Raw genomic sequence first — 16,898 nt, forward strand, 5'->3', positions numbered from 1 at the left:
GCGCACTCCGGCGCGCCCCGCCCCGTCACACCTGTCAGGCGTCCGTGCGGATGACGACGGCCAGGGTGCGCGGGCCGTGCACGCCCTCCACCCGTTCGAGTTCGATGTCGGAGGTGGCCGAAGGGCCACTGATCAGGGTCGTCGGCCGCTCGGGCACCAGCCGGGCCACCGCCTCCGGTACGCCCACCTCCACGGCCGACAGGTCGACGACGCAGACATGGAGGTCGGGCACCAGGGACAGCGCCCGCCGGCCCTGGTCGGGTGAGCCGTCCAGGAAGATCGTGCCGGTCTCTGCGCAGCCGGCGGCCGATGCGGTGACGACGCCGTCGAGGGCGTCGAGCGCGGGTGCGGGAATGTCGGCGGAGTCCTGCTGGACCTGCCCGTCGTACGCGGCGAGCCACCGCGGGTCGAGCCTGGCGGGCACCCCGATCCGGCCGGCTCCCCGCTCGCGCAGCACCTCGGCGACGACCTCGGCCGTGCGCTCCGCGGTGCAGGGGTGGACCTGTGCCTTGTAGTCGACGAGCCGGTCGGTGAACAGGGCCAGGCGCTCCGCGTCGGGGAGCGTGCGCCCGGTGCGGTAGTCACGTGGGATCGGGGTCTCTGCGGCGGGTGCCAGGGCCAGGGCGTCCCGGACGCGGCCGAGCACCGTTTCGCGAGCGGTCGTCACTTCTCCTCCTCCTGCTGCTGGTTGCGCGTGTGCTCATCGGCGGCCTTCTGCTGCTGGTTGCGCGTGTGCTCGTCGGCGGCCGCCCGCATCGTCGTCGCGCCCTCGGCGGAGGCCAGCCAGGAGCGGAAGGTCTGACTGGGCGGGGCCGGGGTGTCGCGGCTGTCGCTCCAGCCGTTGAACGGCGGCGGCAGGTGGGAGATCTTCTTGTCCCGTCCGGCGATGACGCGGCCGAGCCCGGACGCCTTCTGCGCGGCGGTAAACAGTTTCGGCCTGCCCATCACCGCGGCCGCCGCCTTCATGGCGAGCTGTTCGGGGGTGGTGCCGGCCTGCTCGGTGTGCTGGTGGCGCAGTTCGACCAGCAGCGAGGGGATGTCGATCTTGACCGGGCAGGCGTCGAAGCAGGCCCCGCAGAGGCTGGAGGCGTACGGCAGCGAGCTGTTGGGGTCGTCCTTCGCGGCGTGCATGCCGGCGAGCTGCGGGGTGAGCACGGCCCCGATCGGTCCGGGGTACGTCGATCCGTAGGCGTGGCCGCCGGCCCGTTCGTACACCGGGCAGACGTTGAGACAGGCCGAGCAGCGGATGCAGTTGAGCGCCTCGCGCCCGATGCTGTCCGCGAGGGCGGCGGTGCGTCCGTTGTCGAGGAGCACCAGGTGGAAGGTCTGCGGCCCGTCGCCGGGGGTGACTCCGGTCCACATCGAGGTGTACGGGTTCATCCGCTCGCCGGTGGAGGAGCGCGGCAGCAGCTGGAGGAAGACCTCCAGGTCCTGGTAGCGCGGCAGCACCTTCTCGATGCCCATGACGGTGATCAGCGTGTCGGGCAGGGTCAGGCACATGCGGCCGTTGCCCTCCGACTCGACGACGGACAGGGTGCCGGTCTCCGCGATACCGAAGTTGGCCCCGGAGACGGCGACCTTCGTCGTCATGAACTTCTCGCGCAGATAGGCGCGGGCCGCGGCGGCGAGGTGGGCGGGGACGTTGTCCAGCGAGGGGTCGACGCCGGGGATCTCCTTGAGGAAGATCTCCCGGATCTCGTCCCGGTTGCGGTGGATGGCCGGCACCAGGATGTGCGAGGGCTTGTCGTGGGCGAGCTGCACGATGAGCTCGGCCAGGTCGGTCTCGTACGGGGCGATGCCGATGGATTCGAGGTGCTCGTTGAGACCGATCTCCTGGGTGGCCATCGACTTGACCTTGATGACCTCCTTGCTCCCGGTCTCCCTGACCAGTCGCGCGACGATCTCGTTGGCCTCGCCGCCGTCCCGGGCCCAGTGGACGGTGCCGCCGCGTTCGGTGACCTTGCGCTCCAGCTCCTCCAGCAGTTCGGGGAGGCGGTTCATGGTGTCGGTCTTGATCGCCGCGCCCGCGTCGCGCAACTCTTCCCAGTCGGGCAGTTCGCCGGTGACGTTGAGGCGTTTGGCGCGGATGGTGTGGGTGGCCCTGCCGAGGTTGCGGCGCAGTTGACCGTTGCCCAGGTCGTCGTGGGCCGCCGCGGGGAATTTCCGGTCGCCGCGCAGATTGCCCGTCCCGTACGGGGAGCGGGGCGGCGTCGCGGGCATGCCGAGAAAGGTGCTGCTCATCGGGCGGCCTCCGTCGGGACGTACGGCGAGGTGCGGGTGGCGGAGAGGATCTGGGCCAGGTGCAGGGTTCGGGTGCCGGAGCTGATCCGGGAGAGCCCGCCGCCGATGTGCATCAGACAGGACGAGTCCCCTGCGGTGCACACCTCGGCTCCGGTGGTGGCGATGTGGCGCATCTTGTCCTGGAGCATCGCGGTCGACGTGTCGGCGTTCTTCAGCGCGAAGGTGCCGCCGAACCCGCAGCAGGCGTCGGCCTCCGGCAGCTCGACGAGATCGATCGAGTCGACGGCCCGCAGCAGTCGCAGCGGCTTCTCCCCGACCCTCAGCATGCGCAGCGAGTGACAGGTGGGGTGGTAGGTGACCCGGTGCGGGAAGTACGCGCCGACATCGGTGGCGTCCAGCACGTCGACGAGGAACTCCGACAGCTCGTACGTCTTCGCCTTGACCGTGGCCACGCCCGCGCGCAGCGCCGCGTCGCCGTACCGCTCGGCGACGATCTCGTGCTGGTGACGGACGGAGCCGGCGCACGATCCGGAGGGCATGACGACGGCCTCGATGGAGGCGTCACCGAACTGCTCGGCGAAATTGCGCACCAGCGGGACGGGCTCGCGCTGGTAGCCGGTGTTGACGTGCATCTGGCCGCAGCAGGTCTGCCCCGGCGGGAACACCACGTCGTGACCCAGGCGGGCGAGCAGCACCGCGGTGGATTTCACCGCCTCCGGGAAGAGCGTGTCTCCCAGGCAGGTGGCGAAGAGTCCGATGCGCATGGGTTTCCCCGATCGTTTCTCTGCACGTGATCGTCATGATCCTCTTCATGACCCCGAACAGAATCATGAACCATTGTATGGTCGGACCATAGTACGCGCGGTCTGCCGACGGAAGGGTTCGGGGCACGCCCGGATCAGTCCTCGCCGAGGGCAGCCCCGCTCAGGACACCGGCTTCTCGTCGACGAGCGTTCCGTGCAGCCCCCGGATGTGCGCCTCCACCAGATCGGCGGCCCGCGCCCCCTCGCCCGCGCGCACCAGGCGCAGCAATTCGGTGTGGTCGGCGTTGAGCGCGGTGGCGGTGGCCCGCCAGTCCGGCGCGGCCTCCAGGGCGCGCAGGATGAGCGGCCGGACGGACTCCCGGACGGCGGAGGTGAGCGTGGACGTCAGCTCGTTGCCGGAACTGCGCGCGATCTGTACGTGGAACCTGGTGTCCAGGTCGTTGAACTCGGGCACGCCGACGTCCGGCGCCCCCATCCGTACGAGCAGCGCACCGGCCTCGTCCAAGTCCTCGGTGGAGGCGTGGTGCGCGGCGGCCTCGAAGCTGGACCGCTCCAGTACGACCCGCGCCTCCAGCACGTCCTCCAGGCTGTAGCTGCCGAGGGCGAAGTGGAGCCGGAGCAGGCGCCCGAGCGCGTCGTCGGGGTGGCGCACGATCCGCGCCCCGGCGTCCGGTCCCCGGCCCGGCTGCGCCACCAGGACGCCGATGGTCTCCAGCACCCGCAGGGCCTCGCGCAGGGCGGACCGGCTGACGCCGAGGACCGGGGCGAGCTCCCGTTCGGGCGGCAGCCGGTCGCCGGCCTTGAGCTCACCGGCGAACACCCGCTGCTCGATGCTCTGGAGCACCAGCTCATGGGTGCGCGACTGCCGTACGGGCTGCCATTCGACGGGCATCCGCCACTCCCTGCCCCGGCCGGAGCCGTTCCGCTGCCGACCGGTCCGGTCCTGACCGTCCACTATGTCACACAGCATGTGTGGTCGGACCATAAATCTGTCGTGCTGTTCATGGCAGCGACGGCAGAGGACCACCGCCCCTGCCTTCTTGAACGGCTCTGACACGCCCGGCCCGCCGCGAGGCCGTGCCGTCCGGCTTTCTGGCGGACACGGCTCAGAACGTCACCACGATGCGCCGGTCCACTCCGTCCACCCGCACCTGGCCGCCGTACGGGATGATCACCTGCGGGTCCGTGTGGCCGAGGTCGACATCGAAGACGGCCATGGTGTCGGGGGCGTACTCGCTCAGGGCACGCAGCACCGCCTCGCGCTGCCGCTCGCGGTAGCGCTGTCCGGCCTCGGGGTCGAGGGGCTGCTCGAAGGACCAGTGCTTGGCGCGCCCCATCAGCAGCGCGGGGAACCGGCGCAGGAGTCCGCGCTCCCCCATGTTCCGCAGGATCCGGTACACCTGATCGGCGCCGGGCATCTCCTCGGACGTTTCGAGGAACAGGACCCGGCCCTCGTACTCGGCCACCGGCCGTATCTCCCGATCCGCCATCAGCAGCCAGGACAGGATCTCCAGCTCGCCGCCCCAGCTCGCGCCCTCGACCACCCGCCCCGCGTTGTGCCAGGTCCAGCCGTCGACGGGCATCATGGCGGGTTCATCGTCGAAGGTCCGCGGGTCCTCCCAGCGGCCGTTCACACGGCCGCTCTCCTTCGCCGGGACGAGCTCATGGGCATCGTGGGTGAACAGCGCCGCCCGCAACGATTCGGCGGTCAGCGGGTGCATCGCCCCCGGGCGTCCCAGCTCGACCATCACCGATCCGCCGTGGTAGCCGACGATGCCCAGGTGTTCCAGGAACACCAGGAGATTGGTGTTGTCGCTGTATCCGAAGAACGGCTTGGGGTTGGCCCGCAGCAACTCCCGGTCCAGATGCGGCAGCACGGTGATCTGGTCGTCCCCGCCGATGCTGGCGACGACGGCCTTGACCGTGGGGTCGGAGAACGCCGCGTGGAGGTCGGCGGCCCGCTCCTGGGACGTGGAGCCCATCTTCCGGGTGCTCGGGTACTCCACGGGCTCCAGCCCGAACTCCTCGCGGAGCCTGCGCAGCCCCAGCTCGTACGGGAGCGGGAGGATGCCGGGAAGCCCGGACGAGGGGGACACCACGGCGACGCGGTCACCGGGCCGGGGCTTGGCGGGACAGCTGGCGTTCGTCATTCCAGGAGCCTAGGGCCTGTCGTCAAACTGCCTTCTGCTAGGACGCGTTGACCGGTGTGCCCTGGTGGAAGTACAACCGCCAGCGCGACTCCGTGCGCCGCCAGACCGAATTGCGCCGCACCCTGCGCCCGTCCCGCTCCGTCATGAACGTCAGGTGGACGAGGCCCGGGGCCAGCAGTCTGCCGGACATGCCGGTGACGGTGGCCGCGACGGGCGTCCCCTCGGCGTCGGCGGAGGTGACGCCGAGGATCGACGTCCTGTCGTACCGCCTCCCGGACGCACCGAACTCGGTGAACTCCGGGTCCAGGAGCTCGGTCACCGCGTCGGGCAGGGCCCGGACCGCCGGATCCAGCAGCCGCAGCTCGCCCTCGACAGCGGCCCGCACGGACCGCTCCTCCTCGTCATCGTTTCCGCCCATGCGAGCAGCCTAGGTTCTTGCGTTCGGATCCGGCCGGATCAGGGAGCGGGGTCCGGTGCGCGCGGTCAGGCCAGGACCAGGAGATCCATCCAGCTGACGGCCGGCCGGTCCGGCTCCTGCGCCGCGGCTCGCCGCAACCGCCGCATCCCGGACGCGAACTCCTCGTCCGTGAGGGACCGGAGCTTCGCGTCGGTGTCCCGCCGGATCCGGTCCGCGAAGCCGGACAGGGTCGGCGCGCTCTCCTGCGGTACGGCGTGCAGCGCCACCCGGGCGAAGCCGGCGGTGGCGAACGCCGCGCAGGTCTGCTCGACGGTCGGGTACGAGTCGACGATGCGCGCGGTCCCGGGGAAGAACCGCACCCGCAGGTCACGCGTGCACCGGCCGGGGAAGGAGTTACGGATCAGCACCGGCGCCCCCGGCTTCAGCGCCCTGCGTATCTCCCGTGCCGCGGCGGGCAGATCCTCGATGTGGTGGACGACAGAGCCGAGCCAGGCCGCGTCCGCGCACCCGTCCGGCACCGGCAGCGCCTCGGCCCGGCCGTCCAGCGCCTCGATGTCCGCGGTCCGGGGGATCAGCGCGCGCATGGCGGCGGCCGGCTCCACCGCCAGCACCCGCACCCCGAACCAGTCCGCGAACGCGGCCGCGAAGGCCCCGGTCCCGGCGCCGACGTCCAGCACGACCGCCCCCGGCGCCAACGGCACCTCGGCGGCGACGGCCGCGCGCCAGGCGGTGAGTCCGTCGCGCGGAATCTCCCGGGCGATCCGGTAGTCCTCTGCGAACCGACGGTCCGGAGCGGTCGCTTCCATGTGCCCTCTCTCCTGCCGTGGCCGACGGACCAGTGCCGTGGCCGACGGACCGGGCGAACCGCTGCCGCCGGGCCACCGCGCCCCGTCGCGGATGCTAGCGAGCGGGCTCATCAATTGTCTAGACCACAACCAGCTTCCGGACGTGGCGCGCAGGACCGGGACCGATCGTCCCATTCATCCGGCTCATCTGATTCATAGGATTCTCACGCAACCCGGCTACGGTGGCTGCCGTGACGCAGACGAGCCCGCCCGGCTGGCATCCAGACCCCGGGTACACAGGATTTGGCCCCATCCAGGAACGCTGGTGGGACGGCAGCCAGTGGACCGATCACCTCCGCGTGCCACCGGCGGCCGTCCGCAGCCGCCGGATACGCATCGGCGCCGGCATAACCGCCGGTGTGGTGGTGCTCGCCGCAATCGGCGGTGGCGTGTACCTGCTGACCGATGACTCCGGCAAGAAGTCGGAGAACACGGCCACCGCACCGTCCAGCCCGCCCTCCCACGACGCACCCAGCCGCCAGCCCGGCGCGCCGGGTGGCAGCGACGGCGGTGGCGGGAACAGCGGGGGCGGCAACGGTGACGGGGACCAGAACCCGGAGCAGCAGCTGCCGCAGACCGAGGACGGCTACGCGACGGACCTGGCGAGCGGCATCAGCATCCCGGTCCCGGACGGCTGGAAGGGCGAGTCGGGCATGGGGGCCGGGGTGACCACGGGTTCGTACGCCTGCCCCGGGGACACCAAGGAGAAGTGCGTGCGCGGCGGAGTGTTCTCCGTACCGGCAGAGGCGCTGAAGCTGAGCACCAAGACCGCGAAGGCCACCGCCCGGAAGGACATCGCCGCCAACGCGAAGGAATCGTACGGCGAGAAGATCTACGGCGGCATCACCTCGCACCAGGAGCTGAAGTCCGAGGCGGTCACGGTGGCCGGCCAGCAGGGCTACCGGGTGCGCTGGAAGGTCGTGACGAAGAACGGCGACGACGGGTACGTCGAGTCGCTGGCCTTCCCCTCCCCCCGGGCCGAGAACATGCTGATCGTCGTCCGTTCGGGCTTCGACATCAACAGCAAGGCGCCCGCCCTGTCCGTCCTTGAGGACATCACCAAGGGCATCAAGGCCGCCTCGGGCGCCGGTGCGGGTTCCGGCCCCGGCACCACGGCGTAGCCACTCCCCCGAGCGGGGCCGGGCGGCCCGGGTGAGTACCCGAGCCGCCCGGACTGAGTACGCCACCCGATCCCGCACCGGTCCCCCGCTGCTCGAATGGGACCATGGCTCCCGACGCACCGCGCCCCCGCATCAAGCACGTCACCAGTGCCGGCACCACGCTGGCCGTCACCCTGGCCCCGCTGGTGATCGGCGTCCTGCTGGCCCGGACGACGGCCCTGGACCCGCACGGTCCGGTGAACGCGCTCATCACCCGGGGCGGCCGGGGAGCGGGCGTCTCCCCCGCCGAGTGGCGCGGCTGCGGCCGCGGGGCGCTGCGGCGGTGCCGCAGGGCGTGCCGGTCCCGCACCCGGTCCGCCGGGCGCGGTTCCCTTCCGATGTGACACGGCACCTGTGACACAGCCCCTGCCACACGACCCCTGTGACACGGCCCCGTCCCCGGACGGCTACGGCCCGGCAACAGCGCGGGGGGCGGCCGGAAAACCGGTTCCCCCGCCGTGCCCAACTTCCTAGACTCACAACGAAATCGCGCGCCGCACTGTCGTCGGGGCGCGCACCGTGACCAGTGAGGGGAGACCTGTCGTGCGCTACCGCACCGCTGTCGTCGTTCCCCTGTCGCGGTACGAGGTGATCCTGGTGTCTACCTCCGCCCGGCGCCGGCTGCGCGGCCGGCCCCGGACACCCGAGACGAACGCCTGAACCCCACACCCTCATTGACGAGCCGTCATGGCGGTCGCGCCCTGCGCGGCGCGCCGGGGCCAGGGGTTCCGCAGGCCTGATCACAGGCCTCCTCGTCCGGGGATCGCGCCGTCTTCTTCCGGATCACCCCGAAGGGCCACGGACCGTGCGCACCGAACTGAACCGCCGACTCACCAACACACTCGACGGCGTTCGCAATCTGGGCATCCTCGCCCACGTCGACGCCGGCAAGACCACCGTCACCGAACGGATCCTCTACGCCACCGGCACCACCCACAAACGCGGCGAGGTCCACGACGGGACGACCATCACCGACTTCGACCCGCAGGAACGCGACCGGGGCATCACCATCTTCGCCGCCGCGGTGAGCTGTACCTGGGCGGAGCACCGGATCAACCTGATCGACACCCCGGGGCACGTCGACTTCGCCGACGAGGTCGAGCGTTCGCTGCGGGTGCTCGACGGTGCGATCGCGGTGTTCGACGCGGTCGCGGGTGTGGAGCCGCAGAGCGAGTCGGTGTGGCGGCAGGCCGACCGGCACGGTGTGCCGCGCATCGCCTTCGTCAACAAGCTCGACCGGGTCGGCGCCCGCCTCGACACCGCGGTCGCGTCGATCCGGGAGCGGCTGCACACGGTCCCCCTGGTGGTCCAGCTGCCGATCGGGGAAGAGGAGCGGTTCACCGGAGTGGTGGATCTGCTGCGCATGCGGGCGCTGGTCTGGGCCGACGGCTGTGACACGTACGAGGAAGGGGAGGTGCCCGATGAGCTGCGGGAGGAGGCGTCACGGCGCCGGCGGCTGCTGGAGGAGGCGGTGGCGGAGCTCCACCCGGTCGCACTGGAGGAGTTCTGCGCACGGTCCACGCTCTCCGCGCAGACGCTGGCCGAGGCCCTGCGCGATCTGACCCGTACCGGCGAGGGCGTCGTGGTGCTGTGCGGTTCGGCCTACCGCAACCGGGGGGTCGAGCCGCTCCTGGAGGCCGTCGTGGCCTATCTGCCCTCTCCACTGGACGTGCCGCCCGTGCGCGGCACGCTCGGCGGCGAGGTGGCGCAACGGAACGCGGACCCGGCCGCTCCGCTCGCCGCGCTGGCGTTCAAGGTGACCGCGACCCCGACCGGCCGGCTGACGTATCTGCGGCTGTACTCGGGCACGCTCAGGAAGGGGGACACGGTGCTGGACGCGGGTGCGGGGCGCGGCGAGCGGGTCGGCAGGATCCTGCGGGTCCAGGCGGACCGCCATGTCGATGTGGACGAGGCGGTGGCCGGGGACATCGTCGCGGTGATCGGCCTCAAGGCCGCGCGTGCCGGTGCCACTCTGTGCGCGCCGGGTGCACCGCTGGTCCTCGAACCGCCCACCGTGGCCGAGCCGGTCGTCTCCGTTGCGGTCGAGGCGGGCCGGAACACCGACACGGAGCGGCTGATGTCGGCGCTGGCGCGGCTGGCGGAGGAGGACCCGTCACTGGCGGTGCGGACGGACCCCGAGACGGGTCAGACGGTGCTCTCCGGCATGGGCGAACTCCATCTGGAGGTGGCGGCCGAGAAGATCCGCCGGGCCCATGGCCTTGAGGTCCGGGTCGGCCGGCCGCAGGTCGCCCTCCGGGAGACGGTCGTGCGCGGTGTGGCGGGTCTGGTGTACCGGCACGTCAAGCAGGACGGCGGGGCCGGGCAGTTCGCCCATGTCGTGCTCACCGTCGAGCCGTTGGGGGACGCCGGCGGTCAGGACGGCGAGGGTGGGGCGGAGTTCGAGTTCCGCTCGTCCGTCGTCGGCGGCCGGGTTCCGCAGGAGTACGTCCGCGCGGTGGCGGCCGGCTGCCGGGACGCCCTGGCCGAGGGTCCGCTCGGCGGGCATCCGGTGACCGGGCTGCGGGTGACGCTGACCGATGGCGCCACGCATGCCAAGGACTCCTCGGAGATGGCGTTCCGCACGGCCGGGCGGTTCGCGCTCCGGGAGGCGCTGCGCGCCTGCGCGATGGTGCTGCTGGAGCCGGTGGCCGAGGTGACGGTCACCGTGCCCGACGACGCGGTCGGCGGGGTACTCGGTGACCTGGCGGCACGGCGTGGCCAGGTGTCCGGCTCGACCGCACGGCCAGGTACGGCGGTGGTCACGGCGACCGTGCCGCTGGCCGAGCTGTTCGGCTACGCGACCCGGCTGCGCAGCCGGACCCAGGGCCGGGGGACGTTCACCACCCGGGCCACGGGCTACGCCCCGGCGCCGAACACGGTGCCGGGCCGGTAGGGACCGGTCTCTCCCCGTGTGCGGGCTGCCCGCACGCGGGGAGGGAGGCCGGCCGCCGGTTGCGCGTTTCGGCGCTGCGCGCCTCGGGGCGCAGGTGGATCTACGCGGGCAGGGCTCCCGTACCCGGCGGGCGCTGCCGCCGGCGAGATCCAGGGCGAGGTCAATCCACGCTTTCCTCGAACGAGCGAGGGAATAGGCAGCTCGACGCCTTGTGCGCGACGCCTTCGCCGCGGACGACGGTCACGGCGGAATTCCCTGACAGCGTAGATGCACGAGCAGGCGAACCATGGGGATCGTGGCGGTCGATTCCCGACTGGCGGGCCGCAGTGGCGGCGCCGTGTCGCGCACCGCACCATCGTAGAGAAACCAGAGGTGACCCGGACCCGAGGAAGGCCAATGGTGCTGCAAGCCAATCCCGAAATCCTGCGCGAGCTGGTCAACCGCTACGACGAGCTGCAGAGTCTCGACGCGTCCCAGTGGGACTGCACCGTCAGGCCCGGGACCGAGGGCACGCTCTACACGCTCTGCGTGCTTACCGGCATTCGCGACGAGTCGAAAGCCCTGGCTGCCGCTCGTGGCGTGCTCGCGGCCCGCGACCTCCCTCCGAGGTCCTGGGGCAACGCATCGGCCTGAAGGCCCGGGGCCCGCATCACCCGCTCACCCGCCGAACCCGACACACCGGCTCACTGCGACCGCTCATTTCGCGTTTGATGCGAGAATTTCGTGAGCCCGCGTACGCCGGTGGCAAATAACCGGTTCATTCGCCGTATTGTTATGTGCTTTCGAGCATGCACGCCCAAGAGTGAAGTTGCCCGTATTTTTGGCGGTCGGCTTGCCATACGGGTGAATCAATTCATGCCGGATCCCGAGCGATGACTCCCGTGCGCTCATTCATCAACTCACCTTCCGCCGTGCGGCATTGAGGCGGAAATCAGCGCGCTTCGCGAAAGACATTCGAGTGATCCCTTACACCCTCGGATCCGGCGCGGTCGAGCACGCAAAGCAGTGATTGCACCACACAACAGCACCTCCATAGCGTGGCCGCGGTGACGTTTCACGATTCGGACGGAAATGCGCCTGCGCACCCCCGGAAATCGACGGGGCCGACGGACGCAGCAAGCCATCCGAGCTGTCTCAGGGAAACGCACAACCCCGAATCCGCGGTCCCGCCACGAGCCTGACCGCCTCCCTCCTTCAGGAGCGGCACACCATGACCGACACAACCAACACCCTGACCGGCTGGTCTCCCGAAGCCGTCGTCTTCGACTGTGACGGCACCTTGATGGACAACGAAAGCCACTGGCAGGACGCACGCATCCAGGTCTTCCGGGACTTCGGCATCCACCCCGCGCCGGGCTTCGCCGAGCGGGCCAAGGGCGTCCATTACATCGACTGCGGTCGACTCATGGCCCAGGAGGCGGACAAGCCCAAGCTGGCAGCCGAGATGAGCGGCTCGCTGCTGCGCCACTTCATGGTTCAGGTGGCCAAGGACCCGGTCACGATGCCCGGCGCCGCCGACTTCGTACGCCGGCTCTCCGGCCGCCTGCCACTCGCCGTGGCGAGCAACTGCCCTTTGCAGGCCGTGGAGTCGAGCCTCGACCGGGCCGGCCTGCTCGGTCACTTCGAGCACGTCGTGGTCCCGAGCGAAGAGAACCCCGCAGACGCGAACGACAAACCCGTACGCCCCAAGCCCTGGCCGGACGTCTACGCGACGGCCGCCCGCCTCTGCGGTGCCGCACCGCAACGGGCCCTCGCCGTCGAGGACTCGATGACGGGCATCGAGTCGGCCCTGCGGGCCGGGCTGCGCGTGGTCGGGGTGGGCCCGCGCCCGCGGCCGGAGGACGCGGCCCGAGCCGACCTGTGGGTGCCGGTCCTGAACGCTCCGGAGCTGTCGGCCTGGGTGGAGTCCTGGCCGGCTCGCGAGGCGCGGGAGTAGGCAGGCAGCCACTCAGTCCAGCCGCGCGCTGAGATCTTCCACGACCGCGCGGGCGGAGGCGAAGAGCAGCCCGATCCCCACCGCGCCCGGATCGGGAACGCCTTCGGCGCGCTCGCCGAGGTAGCTGGAGCGTCCCATCCGGGCACGCAGCCGCGCGGTCTCGGATACGCCGGCCCAGGCGGCGTCGGCGGCCCGAGCCAGGGCTTCCGCCGGCGGGGTGTCCGCCGGAGCGGTCCGGAGGGCCTGGACCGCCGGGCCCAGTGCGTCGACGAGGGTCTTGTCGCCGGGCGCCGCCTCCCCCACGCGGCGGATGGCCGCCAGTCCCTCCGCCGCTCCGGCCGCGAGAGCCGGAGTGGTGGCGGCCGCCGCGTCGGCCACGGCGACGGCCAGTGACTGGAACAGCAAGCCGAACAACGGCCCGCTGGTGCCGCCGACCTCGTCCAGGAAGGCGGTGGCCGCGGCGTGGAGGGGTGCGGCGGGGTCGCTGCGGGACGCGGGGCTCGCGTCGAGATGCCGAAGGGTCGAGTGTGCTCCGGTGCTGAGGTTGATGCCGAAGTCGCCGTCGCCCACCTCTTGGTCCAATGAGGTGAGGCGGTCCTTCGTGGTCTGGACGGTCTGCACGAACCGGCGCATCCAGGCGTCGGTGGAGAACGCGTCGGGGGACGTGCTGGTCGTCATGGGGTGCCTCCCGTGCTCGGGGGAACTCTGTCGGGGACGGCCGTGTGCCGCCGCCTCCTCACCAGTGCAGGGCGGCGGTCCGCACGGGCGCGTCATACAGGCGCAGGATCTGGTGGTCGGCGGCGAGCAGGGTGATGGAGAAGCCGCGCATGTCCAGGGCGGTGACGTACTCGCCGACGAGGGAACGGGCAAGTTCGATACGGCGGTCGTCGAGCAGGCCGCCGAGCTCGGCGTGGACCGCGTACAGCTCCAGCGGGGTGACGGCCCCGAGACCGTTGACCAGGGCGATGACGGAGGAGTCCCGGGCCGGGGAGAGCGCGTCCAGGAGCGCCAGGGCCATGCGCTCGACGAGAGGGCCGAGAGGCCCGCGGGGGACGGTCTTCCGGGCGCGCTCGCCGTGGATGCCGACGCCGTACTCCAGTTCCTCCGGATCGAGGAGGAAGGCGGGCCTGCCGGTCGTGGGCGCGGTGTGGGCGGCCGAGGCCACGGCCAGGGTGCGACAGCTCGCCGCGAGGCGGGTGCCGAGCTCCTGGAGTTCGTGAAGACCGAGGCCGGTGTCGGCCGCCGCCCCGAGTATCTTCTCGATCAGGACGGTGCCGCCCGTACCCCGGCGGCCTGCGGCGATGTCCTCGGAGTCGGTGGCGAGGTCGTCGTCGACCAGGACGCGGGCGCAGGGCACGCCGCGGTGGGCGAGCCTTTCGGCGGCGATGCCGAAGTTGATCCGGTCGCCGGTGTAGTTCTTCACGATGTGCAGCACGCCCTCGGGCCGGGCGGCGGCGAGGGATCCCGCATACACCTGCCGGTTGTGCGGTGAGGCGAAGACGAGCCCCGGGCAGGCGACGTCCAGCATGCCTCGTCCGACGTATCCGGCGTGCAGGGGTTCGTGCCCCGACCCTCCACCCGAGAGGAGGCCGACCCTCCGGGTGGGTGCCGGGTCGCGGGCCTGGAGGAAACCGTGGCCGGGGTCGAGCGTGAGCAGCTCCGCGTGGGCGCGGGCGAAGCCCCGCAGGGCGTCCGGCACCAGGGTGTCGTCACCGTTCTCGAAATACGATGCCATCCAGGTCCTCCGTCGTCGAGGGCCGCGAGCGGCTGGGCCGGGCCCCTCCCGCCGAGGTGAATTACATGGTGCGTCCCCGGCCATCACAGGGCAATTCGTAGGACAGTCGGTCATTCATTCGTATGAACCTCGCACGAGCGCTGATCGCGAGTGGTTGACGCACACCAGCGCTCGTCCGCGGCCTCCCCGGCGGGGTCAGAGCACCGGGACGGGGAAGGTCGGGTACTCCACCCCGGAGACGTGCTGGACGACCCGGACGACCTGGCAGGAGTAGCCGAACTCGTTGTCGTACCAGAGGTAGAGGATCGCGTTGTCGCCGTCGACCTGGGTGGGCCCGGCGTCCACGATGGAGGCGTGGCGGGAGCCGATGAAGTCGCTGGAGACCGCGTCCGGGGCGGTGGTGAAGTCGATCTGGCGCTTGAGCGGCGAGGTCAGCGACACCTCGCGGAGGTGGTCGAGGACCTCCGCGCGGGTGGTCTCACGGCCGAGCTTCAAGCTGAGGATCGCGATCGAGACGTCCGGCACCGGGACCCGGATCGAGCTTCCGGTGATCGTCGCGTCGAGGTCCGGCAGCGCCTTGGCCACGGCGGACGCCGCACCGGTCTCGGTGATGACCATGTTGAGCGGCGCCGAGCGCCCGCGCCGGTCGGAGCTGTGGTAATTGTCCAGCAGGTTCTGGTCGTTGGTGAACGAGTGGATCGTCTCCACGTGCCCGCGCAGGACGCCGTACTCGTCCGCCATCGCCTTCAGCGGCGGGACGATCGCGTTTGTGGTGCAGGAGGCGCAGGAGATGATCTGCTCGTCCGGCTTGATCATGTCGTGGTTGACGCCGTGGACGACGTTGGGGACGTCGCCCTTGCCGGGTGCGGTGAGGACGACCTTGGCGATACCGGGGCGCAGGTGCTGGGACAGCCCCTCGCGGTCGCGCCACCTGCCGGTGTTGTCGATGAGGACGGCGTCCTTGATGCCGTACGCCGTGTAGTCCACCGTCGTCGGGTCGTCGGAGTAGATGACCCTGATCTCGTTGCCGTTGGCGATGATCTTGTTGTTCGCCTCGTCGACGGTGATCGTGCCCTGGAACTGGCCGTGGATCGAGTCGCGGCGCAGCAGCGAGGCGCGCTTGACGATGTCCTGGCCGGCGGCCTTGCGGACGACGATGGCACGCAGCCGGAGGCCGTTGCCGGAGCCCGCCTTCTCGATGAGCAGCCGGGCGAGGAGGCGGCCGATGCGGCCGAATCCGTAGAGGACGACATCGCGCGGCTCGCGGCGCTCGATCTTGTCGGCCCCGGTGGCGCCGGCGACGGCCCCGGCGGTGAACTCCGCCTCGGAGAGCCCGCGGTCGTCGGTCCGGTACGTCGCGGCGAGCATGCCGATGTCGATCTGGGAAGGGCCGAGATCGAGGGTGGTGAGCGCCTTCAGGAACGGCAGCGTCTCGGTGACCGAGAGCTCCTCACCGGCGATCTGCCGGGCGAACCGGTGGGTCTTGAGGATGCTGACCACCGACTTGTTCACCAGGGAGCGGCTGTGCAGCAGGACGGTGACGTCCCGCTCCCGGTGCAGCTTCCCGATGATCGGGATCATCGACTCCGCGATCTCCTCGCGGTTCTTCCAGTTGGTGAACGAGTCGTCATTGACAGTCACAGGTTTATCTTTCGAGCTAGGGGGCGCTCATATGGTAACCCGCTGTTGTTCTGATCATTCAGACGGTTCCCCCGCAGGCGCCTCCCGGCCCCGTCCGCGTACACACGGCGGACACGAAGTCGTCATGAAGGAAGCGGAATGCGTGTCCGACTCGCCTGGTTCTGAACTGACATGACTGTTGGAGTAGCCATCGGTGCGACCGGCACCGGCAACCAGATCGATGCCAGCGTGCGCCTTGCCGCGGAGGCCGCGGCCGCGGGGCTGCGGTCCGCCTGGTTCGGGCAGACCTTCGGGGCCGACTCGCCCCAGCTCGCGGCGATCGTCGGCCGGGAGGTGCCCGGCATCGACGTGGGCACATCCGCGATCCCCGTCTTCGGCCGCCATCCGCTGACCGTGTCCAGCCAGGCCCTGACCGCACAGGCGGCCACGCACGGCCGCTACCACCTGGGGCTGGCGCTCGGCACCAGACTGCTGACCGAGGGAGGCTTCGGCATCCCGTACGAGCGGCCCATCGCCCGCCTGCGGGAGTTCCTGACCGCGCTGCGGCAGCTCACCGAGACGGGCACCGCCGACTTCCACGGCGAACTGCTCACCGCGAGCACACCGGTCCCCGCGCAGGTGCCCGGGGCGGATGCGGGCGTGCCGCTGCTCGTCGCCGCAATGGGTCCGCAGGCGCTGCGCGTCAGCGGCGAGCTGGCGGACGGGATCCTGCCCTACCTCGCCGGACCCCGGGCCCTGGCCGAGCACATCGTGCCGGCCGTCACCGAGGCGGCGCGGAACGCGGGCCGTCCGGCGCCCCGGATCGTGGCGCTGGTGCACGGTGTGGTCACGAGCGACCCCGACGCCGCGCGCGCGACGGCCACCGAGCAGCTCGCCTTCTACGAGCAGATCCCCTCCTACGCACGGGTCGTGGAACTGTCCGGTGGGAAACGGGCCGCCGACGTGGCCGTGATCGGCGACGAGCGGACGGTCGCCGCCGAGATCCGGCGCTACCGGGACGCCGGGGCCACCGAGGTGGTGTTCTCGGGTACGGACCTGGCCGGGGAGGCCGACCGGCACCGGACATGGGCGCTGCTGGGAGAGCTGGCCGGCTGAGCAACCCGCGCCACAAGGGC

At 71.1% G+C, this 16,898-nt stretch carries 16 protein-coding genes; 6 read left to right on the forward strand and 10 right to left on the reverse strand.

What is annotated here, in order from left to right:
• Nucleotides 1–34: 34 nt before the first annotated feature.
• The 7 genes from ACZ601_RS02725 to ACZ601_RS02755 all read right to left on the reverse strand — a co-directional run bounded on the left by ACZ601_RS02725 (nucleotide 35) and on the right by ACZ601_RS02755 (nucleotide 6,379).
• Entirely contained in the window at nucleotides 35–667 is a 633-nt protein-coding gene (locus ACZ601_RS02725; protein ID WP_469532270.1) for a LutC/YkgG family protein, read from the reverse strand.
• On the reverse strand, nucleotides 664–2,241 hold the full coding sequence (locus ACZ601_RS02730; RefSeq protein ID WP_469532272.1) for a LutB/LldF family L-lactate oxidation iron-sulfur protein: 1,578 nt from the start codon (nucleotides 2,239–2,241) through the stop codon (nucleotides 664–666). Before ACZ601_RS02730 ends, ACZ601_RS02725 begins: the two co-directional genes overlap by 4 nt.
• Nucleotides 2,238–3,005: a (Fe-S)-binding protein gene (locus tag ACZ601_RS02735; RefSeq protein ID WP_073734490.1), complete on the reverse strand. Its 768-nt coding sequence runs from the start codon at nucleotides 3,003–3,005 to the stop codon at nucleotides 2,238–2,240. Before ACZ601_RS02735 ends, ACZ601_RS02730 begins: the two co-directional genes overlap by 4 nt.
• 160 nt (nucleotides 3,006–3,165) lie before the next feature.
• Complete coding sequence (locus tag ACZ601_RS02740) at nucleotides 3,166–3,897, reverse strand: FadR/GntR family transcriptional regulator (protein ID WP_469532274.1); 732 nt, start codon at nucleotides 3,895–3,897, stop codon at nucleotides 3,166–3,168.
• Nucleotides 3,898–4,111: 214 nt separating this feature from the next.
• Nucleotides 4,112–5,155 (reverse strand): S66 family peptidase, encoded by a 1,044-nt coding sequence (locus tag ACZ601_RS02745; protein WP_469532276.1) that lies wholly within the window; start codon nucleotides 5,153–5,155, stop codon nucleotides 4,112–4,114.
• A 37-nt stretch (nucleotides 5,156–5,192) separates the two neighbouring features.
• Complete coding sequence (locus ACZ601_RS02750; RefSeq protein WP_469532278.1) at nucleotides 5,193–5,573, reverse strand: nuclear transport factor 2 family protein; 381 nt, start codon at nucleotides 5,571–5,573, stop codon at nucleotides 5,193–5,195.
• 65 nt (nucleotides 5,574–5,638) lie between these two features.
• Entirely contained in the window at nucleotides 5,639–6,379 is a 741-nt protein-coding gene (locus ACZ601_RS02755; protein WP_469532280.1) for a class I SAM-dependent methyltransferase, read from the reverse strand.
• A 230-nt stretch (nucleotides 6,380–6,609) separates the two neighbouring features.
• Here ACZ601_RS02755 and ACZ601_RS02760 point away from each other — a divergent pair, with 230 nt between their 5' ends.
• The 5 genes from ACZ601_RS02760 to ACZ601_RS02780 all read left to right on the forward strand — a co-directional run bounded on the left by ACZ601_RS02760 (nucleotide 6,610) and on the right by ACZ601_RS02780 (nucleotide 12,407).
• Nucleotides 6,610–7,539, forward strand: a complete 930-nt coding sequence (locus ACZ601_RS02760) for a DUF2510 domain-containing protein (protein WP_469532282.1) — start codon at nucleotides 6,610–6,612, stop codon at nucleotides 7,537–7,539.
• Between the two features lie 104 nt (nucleotides 7,540–7,643).
• On the forward strand, nucleotides 7,644–7,922 hold the full coding sequence (locus ACZ601_RS02765) for a hypothetical protein (protein ID WP_469532284.1): 279 nt from the start codon (nucleotides 7,644–7,646) through the stop codon (nucleotides 7,920–7,922).
• A 461-nt stretch (nucleotides 7,923–8,383) separates the two neighbouring features.
• On the forward strand, nucleotides 8,384–10,471 hold the full coding sequence (gene fusA, locus ACZ601_RS02770) for an elongation factor G (protein ID WP_469532286.1): 2,088 nt from the start codon (nucleotides 8,384–8,386) through the stop codon (nucleotides 10,469–10,471).
• Nucleotides 10,472–10,867: 396 nt separating this feature from the next.
• A complete protein-coding gene (locus ACZ601_RS02775; protein WP_469532288.1) occupies nucleotides 10,868–11,104 on the forward strand; it encodes a DUF5133 domain-containing protein in 237 nt (78 codons plus the stop codon).
• A 577-nt stretch (nucleotides 11,105–11,681) separates the two neighbouring features.
• Nucleotides 11,682–12,407 carry an HAD family hydrolase gene (locus ACZ601_RS02780; RefSeq protein ID WP_440575175.1) on the forward strand — a complete coding sequence of 242 codons (726 nt, stop codon included), beginning with the start codon at nucleotides 11,682–11,684 and terminating at the stop codon, nucleotides 12,405–12,407.
• A 12-nt stretch (nucleotides 12,408–12,419) separates the two neighbouring features.
• Here ACZ601_RS02780 and dhaL read toward each other — a convergent pair whose 3' ends face one another.
• The 3 genes from dhaL to ACZ601_RS02795 all read right to left on the reverse strand — a co-directional run bounded on the left by dhaL (nucleotide 12,420) and on the right by ACZ601_RS02795 (nucleotide 15,783).
• Nucleotides 12,420–13,085: a dihydroxyacetone kinase subunit DhaL gene (gene dhaL, locus ACZ601_RS02785; protein WP_440575174.1), complete on the reverse strand. Its 666-nt coding sequence runs from the start codon at nucleotides 13,083–13,085 to the stop codon at nucleotides 12,420–12,422.
• A 58-nt stretch (nucleotides 13,086–13,143) separates the two neighbouring features.
• Complete coding sequence (locus tag ACZ601_RS02790; protein ID WP_469532291.1) at nucleotides 13,144–14,142, reverse strand: dihydroxyacetone kinase subunit DhaK; 999 nt, start codon at nucleotides 14,140–14,142, stop codon at nucleotides 13,144–13,146.
• Between the two features lie 195 nt (nucleotides 14,143–14,337).
• Nucleotides 14,338–15,783 (reverse strand): glyceraldehyde-3-phosphate dehydrogenase, encoded by a 1,446-nt coding sequence (locus ACZ601_RS02795; RefSeq protein ID WP_469532293.1) that lies wholly within the window; start codon nucleotides 15,781–15,783, stop codon nucleotides 14,338–14,340.
• 171 nt (nucleotides 15,784–15,954) lie between these two features.
• On the opposite strand from ACZ601_RS02795, the gene ACZ601_RS02800 reads away from it, so the two are divergent.
• Nucleotides 15,955–16,878, forward strand: a complete 924-nt coding sequence (locus ACZ601_RS02800; RefSeq protein ID WP_469532295.1) for an LLM class F420-dependent oxidoreductase — start codon at nucleotides 15,955–15,957, stop codon at nucleotides 16,876–16,878.
• The last annotated feature ends 20 nt before the right edge of the window (nucleotides 16,879–16,898 follow it).

Source organism: Streptomyces sp. NPDC104307 (assembly GCF_055584045.1).

Bases quoted from the DNA above. Each gene is read 5' to 3' on its own strand.
- ACZ601_RS02765 (WP_469532284.1), top strand. From the start codon at position 7,644: ATGGCTCCCGACGCACCGCGCCCCCGCATCAAGCACGTCACCAGTGCC.
- ACZ601_RS02790 (WP_469532291.1), bottom strand. From the start codon at position 14,142: ATGGCATCGTATTTCGAGAACGGTGACGACACCCTGGTGCCGGACGCC.
- ACZ601_RS02735 (WP_073734490.1), bottom strand. From the start codon at position 3,005: ATGCGCATCGGACTCTTCGCCACCTGCCTGGGAGACACGCTCTTCCCG.
- ACZ601_RS02780 (WP_440575175.1), top strand. From the start codon at position 11,682: ATGACCGACACAACCAACACCCTGACCGGCTGGTCTCCCGAAGCCGTC.
- ACZ601_RS02730 (WP_469532272.1), bottom strand. From the start codon at position 2,241: ATGAGCAGCACCTTTCTCGGCATGCCCGCGACGCCGCCCCGCTCCCCG.
- ACZ601_RS02775 (WP_469532288.1), top strand. From the start codon at position 10,868: ATGGTGCTGCAAGCCAATCCCGAAATCCTGCGCGAGCTGGTCAACCGC.
- ACZ601_RS02745 (WP_469532276.1), bottom strand. From the start codon at position 5,155: ATGACGAACGCCAGCTGTCCCGCCAAGCCCCGGCCCGGTGACCGCGTC.
- ACZ601_RS02750 (WP_469532278.1), bottom strand. From the start codon at position 5,573: ATGGGCGGAAACGATGACGAGGAGGAGCGGTCCGTGCGGGCCGCTGTC.
- ACZ601_RS02740 (WP_469532274.1), bottom strand. From the start codon at position 3,897: ATGCCCGTCGAATGGCAGCCCGTACGGCAGTCGCGCACCCATGAGCTG.
- dhaL (WP_440575174.1), bottom strand. From the start codon at position 13,085: ATGACGACCAGCACGTCCCCCGACGCGTTCTCCACCGACGCCTGGATG.
- ACZ601_RS02755 (WP_469532280.1), bottom strand. From the start codon at position 6,379: ATGGAAGCGACCGCTCCGGACCGTCGGTTCGCAGAGGACTACCGGATC.
- ACZ601_RS02800 (WP_469532295.1), top strand. From the start codon at position 15,955: ATGACTGTTGGAGTAGCCATCGGTGCGACCGGCACCGGCAACCAGATC.